Annotated in this window: 9 protein-coding genes; 5 read left to right on the forward strand and 4 right to left on the reverse strand. The window is 64.0% G+C overall.

The features are described 5' to 3' along the window. Positions 1–31: 31 nt before the first annotated feature. Positions 32–676, reverse strand: coding sequence for a hypothetical protein (locus tag O0881_RS00865; protein WP_289909655.1), 645 nt, complete (start codon positions 674–676; stop codon positions 32–34). A gap of 49 nt (positions 677–725) precedes the next feature. Next, a complete protein-coding gene (locus tag O0881_RS00870) occupies positions 726–2,405 on the reverse strand; it encodes a methyl-accepting chemotaxis protein (protein WP_289909656.1) in 1,680 nt (559 codons plus the stop codon). A gap of 312 nt (positions 2,406–2,717) precedes the next feature. Between O0881_RS00870 and O0881_RS00875 the strand changes: the two genes are divergently transcribed. After that, entirely contained in the window at positions 2,718–5,168 is a 2,451-nt protein-coding gene (locus tag O0881_RS00875; protein ID WP_289909658.1) for a membrane-bound PQQ-dependent dehydrogenase, glucose/quinate/shikimate family, read from the forward strand. A 64-nt stretch (positions 5,169–5,232) separates the two neighbouring features. On the opposite strand, the gene O0881_RS00880 is transcribed toward O0881_RS00875, so the two are convergent. Continuing rightward, positions 5,233–6,324, reverse strand: a complete 1,092-nt coding sequence (locus O0881_RS00880; protein WP_289909659.1) for a hypothetical protein — start codon at positions 6,322–6,324, stop codon at positions 5,233–5,235. Positions 6,325–6,345: 21 nt separating this feature from the next. Beyond that, positions 6,346–9,816, reverse strand: a complete 3,471-nt coding sequence (locus tag O0881_RS00885; RefSeq protein ID WP_289909661.1) for a DUF748 domain-containing protein — start codon at positions 9,814–9,816, stop codon at positions 6,346–6,348. 255 nt (positions 9,817–10,071) lie between these two features. On the opposite strand from O0881_RS00885, the gene O0881_RS00890 reads away from it, so the two are divergent. Genes O0881_RS00890 through O0881_RS00905 form a run of 4 tightly spaced genes read left to right on the forward strand, consistent with a single transcriptional unit; the run spans position 10,072 to position 14,936 of the window. Then, a complete protein-coding gene (locus O0881_RS00890) occupies positions 10,072–12,216 on the forward strand; it encodes a TonB-dependent siderophore receptor (RefSeq protein ID WP_289909663.1) in 2,145 nt (714 codons plus the stop codon). Further along, positions 12,216–12,911, forward strand: a complete 696-nt coding sequence (locus tag O0881_RS00895) for a hypothetical protein (protein WP_289909664.1) — start codon at positions 12,216–12,218, stop codon at positions 12,909–12,911. The genes O0881_RS00890 and O0881_RS00895 overlap by 1 nt, the downstream gene beginning before the upstream one ends. Further along, positions 12,901–13,932, forward strand: a complete 1,032-nt coding sequence (locus tag O0881_RS00900; RefSeq protein WP_289909665.1) for a substrate-binding domain-containing protein — start codon at positions 12,901–12,903, stop codon at positions 13,930–13,932. The genes O0881_RS00895 and O0881_RS00900 overlap by 11 nt, the downstream gene beginning before the upstream one ends. Next, positions 13,929–14,936, forward strand: a complete 1,008-nt coding sequence (locus tag O0881_RS00905) for a substrate-binding domain-containing protein (protein ID WP_289909666.1) — start codon at positions 13,929–13,931, stop codon at positions 14,934–14,936. The genes O0881_RS00900 and O0881_RS00905 overlap by 4 nt, the downstream gene beginning before the upstream one ends. Positions 14,937–14,957 lie beyond the last annotated feature (21 nt).

A 14,957-nucleotide genomic window follows, 5' to 3' on the forward strand; every position in this document is an offset into this window, starting at 1 on the left:
TCGGGCAGGCGCGCCACGCCGACGCCCGCGCTCATGGCCGGCTGCCTGCGCCGCTGCGCTCCTCGGCCAGCACCGCGCCCGTTTGCAGGGCCGTGACGGCTTGCGACAGTGTGTCGAGCGCCATCAGCAGTTCCGCATGCAGGCGGCGCAGCGCGCCGATATCGTTGGCAAAGCCCGCATGCACGGCCTGGCGCGCCAGCGCCTGCAAGGGGAGCAGGCCCATGGCCAGGCTGCCGTCGAGAATCTCCTGCGCCAGCACGCGCGCCGGGGCGGTCCGCTCGCAGCGCAGCGCATGGGCGATGCCGGCGAGGCGGTCGCGCGTCTCGGCCACGAACAGGGCCAGAATCTCGCCCTGCAGGCGCCGGTCGTGGCCGAACATGGCGTCCAGGCGGGCCAGTTCGAACGGCGGCGCGCCCGGCGCCCTGGGCGCTTGCGGCGGCGGTGCGCTGTCAGCCCCCCTGGCCGGCGGGGCAGCTTTGCGCATCTGCAGCAGTTGATGCAGGTCGGACGGCGTGCTGGCGCCGGCCGCTGGCGCGCGGCCAGACTGGCGCCAGCGGGTGCGGCGCCAGAGCAGGGCAGCCAGCAGCAACAGCAGTCCTGCCAGCGCCAGCGCCGGGCGCATCAGCGACAGCTCTTCGCAGCGCAGGAAGGGGTGGATGGAGAGAAAGGCGTTCATGGCGGTGCTCCAATGCGGACGATGCGCGTGATCCTGCGTGAGGGCGGACCTAAAATACTTCCCAGTCGCCGGCATCGGCGCCGGCCGGCGCCGTGTTCCCGGCCTGGCCCGCGTGGCGCGTGGCGACCAGCCTGAGCGTGGCCTTGTGCTGTGCGGGCCGCCGGGCGGCAGGCGCGCGGGGCGCCGCGCCGGCTTGTCCTTGCGCCAGCTTGAAGGTGCCTACCACGTCGGCCAGCTTGGCCGCCTGTTCCTGCAGCGATTGCGATGCCGCCGCCGCTTCCTCGACCAGGGCCGCATTCTGCTGCGTGACTTCATCCATCTGCGCGATGGCGCGGTTGATTTCCTCGATGCCTGTGCTTTGCTCCACGCTGGCGGCCGAGATTTCGCTGACGATGCCGGTGACGCTGCGCACCGTGTCGACCACTTCCGTCATGGTCGCGCCGGCCTGCCGGACCAGCTTGCCGCCTTGTTGCACCTGTTGCACGGAGTCGCCGATGAGTGCCTTGATTTCCCTGGCGGCGGCCGCCGAACGGTGCGCCAGGTTGCGCACTTCGGTGGCCACGACGGCAAAGCCGCGTCCCTGTTCCCCGGCACGCGCCGCTTCCACCGCCGCGTTCAGGGCCAGGATATTGGTCTGGAAGGCGATGCCGTCGATGACCCCGATGATGTCGGCGATCTTGGCGGACGAGCTGTCGATCGCTTGCATGGTGCGGATCACGTCGCCCATCACTTGCCCGCCCCGCTGCGCCTGGTCCGAGGCGCTGACGGCCATTTGCCGGGCCTGGCGGGCGTTGTCCGCATTTTGCCGCACGGTGGCCGTCAATTCTTCCATGGCCGACGCGGTTTCTTCCAGCGAGCCGGCCTGCTGCTCCGTGCGCGCCGACAGGTCCAGGTTGCCCGCCGCGATCTCGCTTGACGCCGTGCCGATGGTGTCCGTGCCGGCACGCACTTCGGCCACGATGCGCACCAGGCTGCCGCTCATCTCCGCCAGGGCTGTCATCAGCTGGCCCACCTCGTCGTGCGAGGCGGCGCTGACCTGCACGCTGAGGTCGCCGCTTGCGATGGTGCGGGCCACGCCGATGGCATCGGCCAGCGAGGCGGCGATGCGCCGCGCCAGCAGCAGGCCCATGCCGGCCACCAGGGCCGTCACGGCCAGGGTCAGGCCGCTGGAAATCCAGCGCGCGCTGGCCGCGGCCGCGGCGCCGTCGGCAGCCCCCTTGGCGGCCAGGGTTTCGTTGTAGCGGTGATGGGCGGCGAGGGCGTCGACCAGTTCCTTGATCAGGGGCTGGCTTGCCATCAGCATGTCGCGTGCGGCGTCGAGTTCGCCCGCCTTCGACAGCGCCAGCACCTTGTCGCGCACGGCGTCGTAGCGCAGCAGCACGGCACGGTCCGTGGCCAGCAGCGCCTTGTCTTGCTCGTCTGAAATGTTTTCCTTTTCATACTGGTCGAGCGCCTTGCCGACCGCCGCGCGTGCCTCGTTGATGCCCGCTTCCAGCTTGTCGCGCCTGGCGGCGTCCTTGCTGGCCATGTGCTGCCAGACGGCCGTGCGCATCTGCGTGAACGGCACGAACGCCCGGTTCAGGGTCAGCAGGCTGGGAACCGTGTTGACGGTGGCATAGCTGGCCGCCGTGTACACGCGGTCCATCTGGTAGATGCCGAAGCCCGCCAGGGCGGCCAGTCCCAGAACGACGGAAAGGATCAAGACGTACAGCCGTTTAGCGATGGTCATGATGGGCGCCGCTCCAATGAAGTGAAATTCAAGAAAAATACTTTGCCTGGATGAGTTTTTTCATTTTACGCCAAAAATTTGTTTTATTCGAGAAATTTGTTGTTTATCTATTTTAATTTGTGTTCTTCATCAAAATCGCATCACAGAGGCTGGCTGAACGCGCATGTCGTGTATAAAAAGCCACACGGCACGCGGCGGGAGTTCTGGCGTGTGGCACGCTTTGTCAATTAGTGAAAAAATGCAATTTCATTGATTGCCATCAAATACGGTGCGCAGGCGCGTGCCGCCGACTGACTCTTGTAAAGGAGCATCATGACTGCCTCTGCCCGGCCTGGACCCTTGCTTGTCATCACCGCAGTCATCTTTATCTTGCTGGGCCTGGCGCTCGTTGGCGGCGGCGCCTGGCTCGTCAGCCTCGGCGGTTCCTGGTACTACGTCGTGGCGGGTATCGGCATGATAGTTGCCGGCGCGCTCGTGTGGAAAAGGCGGCGCAGCGCCCAGCTCTTCCTCGCGCTGCTGCTGTTCGGCACCCTGATCTGGTCCGTGATCGAAGTGAAGTTCGACTGGTGGCAATTGCTGCCGCGCCTCGATATCTGGTTCGCTGCCGCCGTCTGGCTGCTGCTGCCGTTCATCGACCGCCGCCTCGATCCGCCGCTGATCGCGGGAGCAAAGCCGCGCGACGCTGGCAAGAGCGCGCTGCTGGCGGCCGTCGTGGTGACGGCCGCCGTGGGCGTGTTCTCGCTGTTTCAGGATTACTACACCTTGCATGGCGAAGTGCCGGCCGAGAACATGGCCGCCGTGCCCGCAGGCGATTTCGCGCCCGGCGTGGCGCCCAACGACTGGGCCGCATATGGCCGCTCCGGCTATGGCGACCGCTATGCGCCGGCCGCGCAGATCACGCCGGCCAACGCGGCGCAGCTGAAACAGGCGTGGGTCTACAACACGGGCGACTTCAAGGGGCCGACGGATCCGGGCGAGATCGCCAACGAAGTCACGCCGCTGAAAGTGAACGGCATGCTGTACCTGTGCACGCCCCATAACATCGTCATCGCGCTGGACCCGGACACGGGCAAGGAAATCTGGCGCCACGATCCGAAGATCAACCGCGACGCGTCCAGCTACCAGCACATGATCTGCCGCGGCGTCGCCTACTGGGACGTCAACGCGGGCCGCGCCAAGGACAGCCCGGCGCCGGAAGCGGCCGGCATGGAATGCCCGCGCCGCATCTTCGCGCCCACCATGGATGCGACCTTGATCGCCGTCAATGCCGATACGGGCGAAGCGTGCAAGAGCTTTGGCGAAAATGGCGTCATCGGCTTGTACCACGGCATGGGGATGAAGAAGCGGGGCTTCCTGATGCCGACGTCGCCGCCGGCCGTGGCGCAAAACGTGGTGGTGATGGCCGCCAGCGTGACCGACAATTTTTCCACCGAGGAACCGTCTGGCGTGATCCGCGGCTACGATCCCGTCACGGGCAAGCTGATGTGGAACTGGGATGCCTCGAACCCGGACGACACAGCGCCGATTGCCGAGGGGAAAACCTACACCAACAATTCGCCGAATTCCTGGGGCGTTTCCAGCGTGGATGAAAAGCTGGGCATGGTGTACATCCCGATGGGCAACGAAACGCCCGACACGTGGGGCGGCAACCGCAACCCCCATGGCGAGAAATACAATAGCGCCATCGTCGCGCTGGACCTGGCGACGGGCAAGGTGCGCTGGGTGTACCAGACCGTGCACCACGACATCTGGGACATGGATATCGGCGGCCAGCCCACCCTGGTCGACATCGACACGCCGAAAGGCAAGGTACCGTCCGTGGTGGCCACGACAAAACGGGGCGATATCTATGTGATCGACCGGCGCGACGGCAGCCTGGTCGTGCCGGCGCCGGAAAAACCCGTGCCGACGGCCAACGCGGCCCCCGGCGACAAGCTGTCGCCCACGCAGCCATTCTCTGCCCTCACTTTCTTGCCCGAGAAAAACATCAGTGAAACGGATATGTGGGGCACGACGCCGTTCGACCAGCTGGCGTGCCGCATCATCTTCCGCCAGCACCGCTATGAAGGGCCGTTCACGCCGCAAACGGTGGCAGAAGGCAAGATCAAGGGCGCCATCATTTCGCCCGGTCCGCTCGGCATCTTCGAGTGGGGCGGGGCGGCCGTCGATCCCGTGCGTCAGTTGCTGCTGGTCAACCCCGACTATATGGGCTTCCTGGAACGCCTGGTGCCGCGCGCGCAAGCCAATGCGCCGGGCGGCACGGGCACGGAAATGGGCTTGCAGCCGCAGACGGGCGTGCCGTTTGCCGTGGAAATCAAGCCCTTCCTGTCGCCGCTGGGCTTCCCATGCCAGGCGCCGCCCTGGGGCTATATCGCCGCCGTCGACTTGCGCACCATGAAAAAAGTGTGGATGCACAAGAACGGCACCACGCGCGACAGCGCCCCCGTGCCCATCGCCTTGCCGCTGGGCGTGCCCAGCCTGGGCGGCATCAGCACCACGGGCGGCGGCGTGGCCTTCCTCAGCAGTACGCTCGACTACTACATCCGCGGCTACGACGTGCGCAACGGCAAGACCGTATGGAAAGCCCGCCTGCCGGCCGGCGGCCAGGCCACGCCGATGAGTTATGTCTCCGACAAGACGGGCAAGCAATATGTGGTGGTGATGGCCGGCGGCCACGGTTCGCTGGGCACGAAGATGGGCGATAGCCTGGTGGCGTTTGCCTTGCCGGACGAGGCGGTGAAGGAGGCGGGGAAAGGGAAGTAAGCGCTACGCATCCGCGGCATGGACCGGCCATGCCGCGGATGCGCTGCCATTGAAGCGTTCGACCTTATTGCAAGCGGCGATTCAAGACGATCAGTTCGGCATTGCCCGCGTTATCGTCTGCCATCGGGTAGAGCACTACCGCATAAGCACGATCGCTCGTCTTGTTGATGCTTGAAATGATCAAGTTGTCACGGGGTATAGACAAAAGCTCGTTGGTCAGCAAGTTCCTGTAGCCTTGCTCATCTTTGCTATAGAAGATTTCCAATAACTCATCATTTTTCGTGGTCAGCCAGCCATTTCCAAACTCGCTATTGAAGCGGGTGATGAAAGTGTCGTCGGCGATGTTGACTGGTTGCCATGTATTGAACAATGGGTCAGCAAAATCCACCAATTCAATGACGGTACTTGCACCATTCTCATCTATTTTCTGGATAACGAGCTTGTCTTTTTCCTGCGCCAGCAGATAAGAATTCCCATCGAAGGAAGCGCTTAATATCTGCAAAACATAGACGCCATCCGAGTCGATTTCGCGATGGCGAATCACATTGCCTTTTTCATCAAGCTCCCGGTGCAGCAGCAGGCTGTCTTCATTGGCCAGCAAATGAATCGCCTTGTTGGCAATGCTGATTCTGTTATTTGCGGGCAATGGGATCTTGATATTGTTTTTCTTTTTTAGTTTTCCATTGATAAATTCGATGGCCAGGATCTTATCGGGTTTGCTGTCATAGAAATCCACATCGTGAAATATCGAACAGGTTTCCGTTGTTCCAATGAAGGTTCCTGTAAATGGACGGCTGCCCTTCGGTATTTCCACATCTTCACGGTCAAAGATGGGAATGCTGATTTCCAGTTCCTTGTCAGGATGATAGGGGATGACGGACACATAGTTGTCCTGAGCCGGACTCAGGAACAATGTCGGCAAGATGCCGTCATCCTCGATGTAGTTGTCGATATTGCCATTAATCCCGACCACCGTATAAATCAGCTTGTACGTGCCATTTTTTGCATACACATAGTTCGCCAGCAGCGTCTTTTCAGCAAATGCAATGCTGTCTTTTGCCGATACCTGTGTCTCAGCGACGAGCGTTGTCATGGTGCACAAGTCGCCCTGTATAACAGACGATGCATAGGGCGTTACCTTGTCGAGGTTTTTCATGCGTCAGATTATCTCCGTGTCTTATTGCGTGGCCAGTCCCAGCTTCAGTCCCACCAGCTTGCCCGGCGCGGCATCCGTTTTTTCGGGCGCGCCCGCGCTGACCCTGGCCGCCGGCGTGCCGTCCTGCTGCAGGGCCGCCAGGATGGCCGCGCTGCGCTGGGCGCCCAGCTTGCTCAAGGCGTCGGCAGGCAAGGGTTGTTTGGCTTCCAGCTGCTCGCGCAAGCCGTTGTAGAAGGCGCCCGTGTCGGCCACTTGCGGCTCTCCCTCGATCAGCTTGCCCAGGCGTTGCAAGACGGGAATTTTGGCCGCCGCCGCAGCGGAGGCGCTGGCGGAGGCTGCCGCCGCTGTGGCTGGTACGGCCGATTCCGCCGCCTTTTTCTGCTTGTCCAGCTCGGCCTTGCCGAAGCGTTCGCCGTACAGGTCGCGCAGGGCGCCCCGTATCTTGCGTTCGCCCAAGTTCAACGGCCCCGGTTCCTCGCCCGCTTCCAGCTTGATGCCGGCCTTGGCGGCGACGGCGCGGCGCACGGCCTGGGCGCGCAGGGCGGCCGCATCCGTGTCGCTGTACTGGCCCGGCACGGCCAGCTTCAGCTGTTCGCGCTTGGCGAGGATTTGCGCCACCTGCTTGAGCTTTTCCCGTTCCGGCGGCAGCAGCACGGCGCTGCCCGCATCGAAATCGATGGCTTCGAGCTTGTCGGCGCTGATGCCCAGCAAGTTGCCCAGCGCGCGGAACGGCGCCGTGACGATCTTCGTCAGCACATTGCCCACGGCTTTCCAGATCAGGGCGCCGTAGCTGAATTGCGGGTCGTTCATGTCGCCCGACACGGGCAAGCCCAGGTCGATGCGCCCGTCGCTATCCTTGAGGATGGCCAGCGCCAGTTCCAACGGCAGTTTCAAGGCGTCCGGGCTGTCGATGCGCTCGCCCAGGGTCAGCTTGTCGAGCACGATCTGGTTGGTGCCGTCCAGCTGGCGGTTGCGCACCTTGTATTGCAAGTCCAGCGAAATCTTGCCTTCAGCCACTTTGTAGCCGGCGAACTTCATCGTATACGGCGAGGCGGACACCATGTCGACGTTCTTGAACACCACGTTCAAGTCCGTATTGTCGGTCGGGGCGAACGGATTTAATTGACCACGCACGCGGGCCAGGCCGAATTCGTCGATGCGGCCGTCGAGTTCGATCTGGCTGCGCGCATCGCGTTTCGTCGACAGGCCCGTGACGACGCCGTTGAGTTCATAGATCTTCGCGGCGAACTGGGGCCGCAAGCTCAGGTCGGCAAAGTCCAGCTTGGCATTCTGCAGGCGCACGCGGCGCACGCGCACGGGGAAGGCGGCGTCGGCGGCCGGCGTGGCGGTGGCCGACGGCGCGGGCGCTGGCGCGGCCGGTTCCGGCGCTTTCACCAGCAAGCGCTGCGCGTTCAGGCTGCGGTCGTTTTCGATGATCAACTGGGCGTTCGGTTCGACCACGCGCAATTCGGGGATGTCGACAAAATCGGGGCCCACGCTGGCCGTCAGCTTGTCGGCGCGCACGCTTTTCCACGAGGCAAAGCGCTTGCCATCCGTTTCATTGAGCACGAGGCCGGCGATGTCCACGCCGCCCACATAGCGTACTTTCGGCGCCTTTGGCGCGCCGCCGCCCGTCGTCAGGCGGCCGCTGCCGGAGAGCGAGCCGCCCGCCAGCTTCAGTTTCAGATGTTGCGCCAGCAAGGGTTGCACGGGGGCAAGGGTCAGCTGTTTCAAATTCAATTGGGCATCGACGGCGCCCGTGCCCGGCACGAACTTGCCGTTGGCAGTGAGCAAGCCGCCTTCGCGCAGGCCCACGCCCAGCTCGAACGGCAGCGCCTGCTGCATGTCGTTGCTGACGTTCTGCAGGGACAATCTGGCATCCTGCAGATTGCCCTTGATACCCGTGCCCGCATCGTCGAAACGGGCGCCGAACTTGCTCAGCTCTACCTTGTCTACCTTGGTGGACCACGGCGCGGATGGCGCATCCTTGGCCGGGTCGGTTTTGCCGGAGGCAAACACGGGCAGCTTTTGCGCAATCGCAAATTCGCCCTGGCGGTTGCGCGCCAGGTCGATCTGCGCGCCGCTGGCCGTCACGGAACCCAGGTGCACGGCATGCGCCGCCAGGTCGATCTTGCCTTCTGTAAAGCCCAATTGGGCCAGCTTGAACGGCGTTTGCGCGCCCCGCTGCATGGCGAGGTCGGCCAGGCTGAAGCTCGCGCCGTCGATCACGGTAGCCATGCCCGCTGGACCTTGTTGCAAGCCCAGTTGCAGCTGCAGTTGCAATTGTTTCGCGCTTAGCTGCAAGGCTGGCGAGACGGTTTCATCGATGGCGGACACGTCCACATTGGCCAGCGCCAGCTGTTTCAAGTCCACCTTCCATTTGCCAGGCTTGGCTGGTGCGGCAGGCACGGTGGCGGTAGGCGCGGGATTGCCCGGCAGCATCAGGTTCGCCACGTCGATCTCGCCCTTGCTGTCGCGGCGCACGGCCACCTTGCCGCCGTACAAGTTGATTTTATCCACGCTGACGCTCTGGCGCGCCAGGTCGGCATTCACGCCGGCGACGCCCAAAGTATTGAGGGAAGTAAATGCCTCGCCTTTTCCGTCGCGCACCAGCGCCAGGTCGTGCAGGGCCAGGCCCGCGCCTTTGACGGTCGCTTCCAGCTTGCCGTCCGCATAGGAAAAGGCGTAGGGCAGGCGCGCCGACAATTGTCCGCTCGTCACCGTGGCGCGCGTATAGGCTTTCAGGTAGGCGGCCAGGCCGGGCAGGGAAGCGTCGTTCAATATCAGTTCGCCTTCCCCCCGGATCGGGCTGAGCGAGGCCGTGCCGCGCCAGTGCAGCTTGCCGCCGCGCGCCGCATCGGCGCTGAGGCTGTAGCTGCCGTTGGCGTCGGGCAGGGTTGAGATATTGTCGAGCGTAAAGTTGATGGGCGTGAAGTTGTCCGCATAGCCCGCCTTCTGGTCGTGCCAATCCACTTTGCCTTGTTCCAGCGCAAAGTGGGCGATGACGAGGCGCGGCATGCCGCCTTCGCTTTTTTCCGGATGGTTGCGTTGCCAGGTGGCCAGCACTTCGGCCAGGTTGAACTTGCCGTCCGGCGTGATCGTCAGCTGGGCTTGCGGCGCCGTGATGCGGATTTCCGCCAGGCTCCAGGCGCGGCGCACGATGGATTTCCATTCCAGTTGCACGGCCAGGGCGCCGATGGACAGCAGCGGTGCGCCGTCCTTGCCATCCGCGCCGGCTGCTTCCTTGAAAGCGATCTGGTCCGCTTCCAGGCGCAGGGTAAACGGGTTGAAGCGCACGTCGGCGATGCTGGCCTGGCGCGCGAGTTCTTTCTCGGCAAATTTGGGTAGCTGGTGCTTGATGACGTAGGGCACCAGCCAGAAGCCGGCCGCGCTGTAGGCGGCCAGGGCGCAGCCTGTGCCAACGGCCCAGCGCTGCCAGCGTTTCCAGCGAAATGTTTTCGTCTGCACGCTTTTGTTGTCGATTGTATTCACAAACTTACCTTTTGATCTTGTTGGGCGGCACATCTTGCACGCCGTGACTGTCAGTATGCCTCTTTGCGGCTGTGTCTGCAAAATCCAGACGTGTTCAAGTGATAACAGGCGGCCTGGCGGACTGTTTATCTTATGAAATTCTCTGATTCTCACGAATTGTCACTTATTTATTGCGAATGATTCTCGTTACGGATATTATGCGCGGTAACTTGAAGTTTCCTTCTATCACTGTTCTCTGTTGAAAGACCCGTTTATATGCGCGCAGCTTTTCCTTCCTTGCAACTACTTCCAGTGGCCGCAGCCCTGTCGCTGGCTTTCGCTTCCCACACAGCCTGCGCCGCCAATGGCGCCAACGGCCAGGACGACTTGACGGCTGGCGATGAGAAAGTCATGCAGGCGGTGCAGGTGACGGGGGCGCGCGCGCAAGGCCTGGTGCCGACCACCACCGAGGCGGGCAGCTTCCGTGGCGCCAACATCATGGACGTGCCATCGACCGTCAACGTGATCACGCGCGAATTGCTGGAACAGCAAGCCGTGTCCGGCCTGTATGACGCCGTGCGCAATACGGCTGGCGTGACGCGCCAGCAAAACGGCGGCGATACCTGGGATCAGCTGGTGGTGCGCGGCATCGCCGTGGAAAACCGCACGAATTACCGCCTCAATGGCTCGTTGCCCATCATGAACTTTTCGCAAGTACCCATGGAAAACAAGGAGCGCGTGGAAGTGCTGAAGGGTGCCTCGGCCCTGTATTACGGCTTCACCTCGCCGGCTGGCGTGGTCAACTTCGTCACCAAGCGCGCCGGCAGCAAGCCGGTCACGAGCATGGGCCTGAGCCTCGATGACCGTGGCAGTGCCGTGGCGAATCTCGACATTGGCCGCCGTTTTGGCGCGGAGCAGGAATTCGGCGTGCGCGTGAATGCAGCCGGCGGCACCCTGGGTTCTTATCTGGATAATGTGGGCAACGGCAACCGCAGCTTCATTTCCACGGCGCTGGACTGGCGCGTGACGAACAAGCTGCTGCTGAAAGCGGATCTGGAATACGACCGCCGCCGGGTGACGGAGCAGGCGGGCGTGGCCTTGCCGGCCGCCGTGAAAGGCGTGATCAGCTTGCCGCGCGCCGTCGACCCGCGCAAGCTGATCGGCCCCGACTGGTCGAATTTCGAGGCGCAGACGAAAAACGCGCAATTGCGCGCCGACTACGCCATCACGGATGGCTGGGCCCTGACGGTCGAGGCGGGTCACTCGGAAACGGCGCGCGACCGCCGCCTGGCCATCTTCCGCCTGAACAATGCGGCGGCGCTGGCCACGGGAGCCGGCCGCATCACGGGCAATATGCAGCATCACGTGACGGCGTCGGACTTGCTGCGCGCGGAACTGGCCGGCACGTTCAAGACGGGTTTCATTGCCCATGAACTGACCCTGGGTGCATCGCGCACGGACAAGTCGCAAGACCCTATTTACCAGAGCAATTACACGATCGCCTCGCAAAACCTGTACAACCCCGTGCCCGTGACGAATGTCGTGTTCGGTCCCAAGCCGACTTCGCCGACGACGGCCGCGCTGGACACGCGCGACACGGGCCTGTATGCGCTCGACCGCATGGTCTTTAGCCCGCAGTGGCAAAGCGTCATCGGCGTGCGCCGCACCAGCTATCAAAGCGACCAGGGCGCCAGCCACTATGACGTCAGCAAGACCACGCCCATGGTATCGCTGGTCTACAAGCTGACGCCGGCGATTTCGTTCTACGCCTCGTCGGCGCGCGGCCTGGAAGAGGGCGAAACGGGGCCGACGGGTACCGTCAACCAGAACGTCAAGATGGCGCCCGGCGTGAGCAAACAGAAGGAACTGGGCGCACGCTGGCTGACGCCTGGCGGTACCCTGGTGTCGGCCGCGCTGTTCGACATCACGCGTCCCGGCTACTACACCAACAGCAGCAATGTGTTCACTTCGGATGGCGAACAGCGCTACCGCGGCCTGGAATTGTCGACCCAGGGCAAGCTGACGCGTCAGCTGTCGTGGCAAACGTCGGCCCAGTTCCTCGACCCGAAATTCGAGCACATCAACGCCGACTACAACGGCAAGGCGCCGGAAAACGCGTCCAAGCGCACGGCCAGCGCCTTCCTCGCCTACGCCCTCGACGCCGTGCCTGGCCTGTCCGTCAATGGCGGCGCGTATTACTACAGCGCCCGTCCCGTCAACGACCTGAACCAGGCATTCCTGGGCGGCGTGACCTTGTTCAGCGCCGGCGCCCGCTATGCCAGCACGGTGATGCAGAAATCCGTCGTCTGGCAGCTGAACGTGGAAAACGCGGCCGACAAGCGCTACTGGGCTGGCGCCGGCACGCGTCTGGCGTCTGGCGCGCCGCGCGCCATCAAGCTGAGCATGAAGGTGGACCTGTGATGCGTCTCGTCAAAACCGCGCTGGCGGCGGCACTGCTGGCAGGCACCTTGCATGTGCAGGCGGCGCAGACTGCACCTGGCAAACAGGTGTTGCTGGTGGTGCGCCTGGAAGGCAAGAGCCTGCCTTTCGACCAGAAAATCAAGGAACACCTGGAATCGCGCGGCTATGCCGTCACGCTGCACAGCCAGTACGCGCCCGTGTCCGGCGCGCAAGGCAAGGACCTGGTGATCCTGTCGTCCACCATTCGGGGCCGCGACCTGCTGGGCGCCTACCGCAACGTCACGGTACCCGTGCTGACGTGGGAAAACGATTTGTATGACGACATGTCGATGACGGGCAAGCGGGCCGGCGTGGACTATGGCACGGTGGAAAAGTCGCGCTATGTGTGGCTGGTCAACGCGCCGCACGCGCTGGCAGGCGGCTTGCCGGCCGGCACGGTGGATATCTATCAAAAGCAGGCGACCATGAGCTGGGGCAAGCCTGGCCTGGGCGCGACGACCATCGCCACCATCTATGGCGAGCCGGAAAAAGCCGCCATCTTCGGCTATGAAAAGGGCGCCACCATGGATTACGACAGCCTGGCGCCCGCCCGCCGGGTCAGTTTCTTCCTCGATAACGAAACCTTCACGAATCTGTCGCCGGCCGGCCTGCGCCTGTTCGACGCGGCCGTGGACTGGGCCAGCGATGGCAAATAGCCCATCCTTGCCGCTGGCCGCACTGATGCTGGCCATGTCCGCATCTGCAACTGCAACGGCCGCAGCCACGCTCGACCCCGCCTTGCCCGCCTACGTGCCGCAGGCCGTCAAGGTGCCGGCCACGGCCGGTTACCTGGACCGCAAGACGGGCGCGGCCATGATAGGCGGCGCCGAACACGTGGCTTCCGTCGTTGGCCAGTGGAATGCCCTGTTTGCGGCCAGCCACCCGGGCATCGTCCTGGGGTTTGACGGCAAGGGTACCAGCAGCGCCGTGCCGCTATTGATGCATGACAAGGTGCTGTTCGGCGCCATGGGCCGCGCCATCAATGCCATTGAGCTGGTGCCATACCGCAAGATAGTGGGGCGCGACGCGCTGGAAATCCGCATCGCGCACACGGCATCCACGCCGGGCGAGCACCTGGCCACGTCCCTGGCCGTGTACGTGAACCGCGCCAATCCCTTGACGCGGCTGACGGCGGCGCAAGTATCGCAAATTTTATCTATCGGCAATCCAGGCGGCGACTTCAGCCGCTGGGGACAGCTGGGCTTGAGCGGCGAGTGGCGCGAGCGCGCGATCCACCCGTACGGCACGGCCGCGTACACGGGCTTTGGCGACTACTTGCAGCGTGAACATTTCCAGGGCAGGGCGCTGGCAGCCAGCCATGAAGAGCTGGGCAACACGGCCGCCATCACGGGCCGCATCGCGCAAGACCCGGCCGGCATCGGCGTGGCCGCGCTCGGCGTGCAGCACCCGCAGCTGCGCCAGCTGGCCATCGTGGGTGCGGATGGCCAGCCGACGACGGGCACGGACGAGGAAGTGGTATCCGGCCGCTACCCGTACGGCCGCTACGTGTACCTGTACGTGCGCCGCTTGCCCGGCCAGGCCGTCGATCCGCTGGCAAAGGAATACCTGCGCCTGGTGCTGTCGCGCGAAGGACAGGCCATCATCGCCGCGCAGCCGGGCGGCTATCTGCCCCTGACGGCCGCGCAAGCCAGGGCTGAACTGGAGAAACTCGAATGACGCCGTTGAACAAGACCGCACTGGCCGTTTGCTGCGTGCTGGCGGCCGCCGTGCAGGCCTCGCCCCTGGCCGTTGATCCCGCGCAAACCTATGTGAACCGTGACGGCACGGTGGCCATCGTCGGCAATGATGGCCTGGAAGAAGTGATTACGCAGTTGAACGCGCTGTTTACGCGCCAGCATCCGCAGGTGCGCTTCAGCCTGCATATGGAAGGCTCATCGGCCGGCATGCCCGCGCTGACGGCGGGCGCCACGGCGTTTGCGCCGCTGACGCGCGATATGTGGCCGGGCGACCAGGCGGCCTTCCGGCAAGTCTTCGGTTACGACGCCACTCCCGTGCGCATCGGCTACAACGGCCACGGCCCCCGTCCGCCGGCCAAGACGCCGCCTGCCGTGTACGTGCACCGCGACAACCCGCTGGCGGGCTTGACGATGGAGCAGCTGGGCCAGGTATTCACGGCAGGCGCACCGGGAGGCGACGCCAACCTGTGGTCGCAGCTGGGCGCGACAGGGGATTGGGCGCCGCGCCGCATCCACGCCTACGGCTTGCGCGACGATGGCGGCTTCGCCACGGGCTTGCGCCATGCGCGTTTCGGCAAGCGTCCGTTTGCCGCCAGGTACGAGGCGCTGGCCTCGCGCGAAGCCGTGATCCGCGCCGTGGCCGCCGACCGCTATGGCATTGCCGTGCTGGGCTGGGTCAATGCGGCACCCATCTCGGACCAGGTGCGCGTGCTGCCGCTGGCGGCGGCCCGGGGCGCGCCATACTACGGTCCCGACAAGGCGACCGTGCGCGCCGGCAATTACCCGCTGACCATGCCCGTGCAGCTGTACGTGAACCGCGCGCCGGGGAAGGGGCTCGATCCGTTGGTGAAAGCGTACTTGCAGCTGGCCCTGTCGCCCCAGGGACAAGCCATCATTCTGGCCCAGCAAGATAGCGAAGAGGGTTACTTGCCGCTCAGCGAACAGGACTTGCAGGCCGAGATCAAGAAACTGGACGCTTTGTAAAGTTTCTTTGACCATATGGCT

This window comes from Janthinobacterium sp. SUN100, assembly GCF_030397705.1.
GTDB classification, from domain to species: Bacteria; Pseudomonadota; Gammaproteobacteria; order Burkholderiales; family Burkholderiaceae_D; genus Janthinobacterium; species Janthinobacterium kumbetense.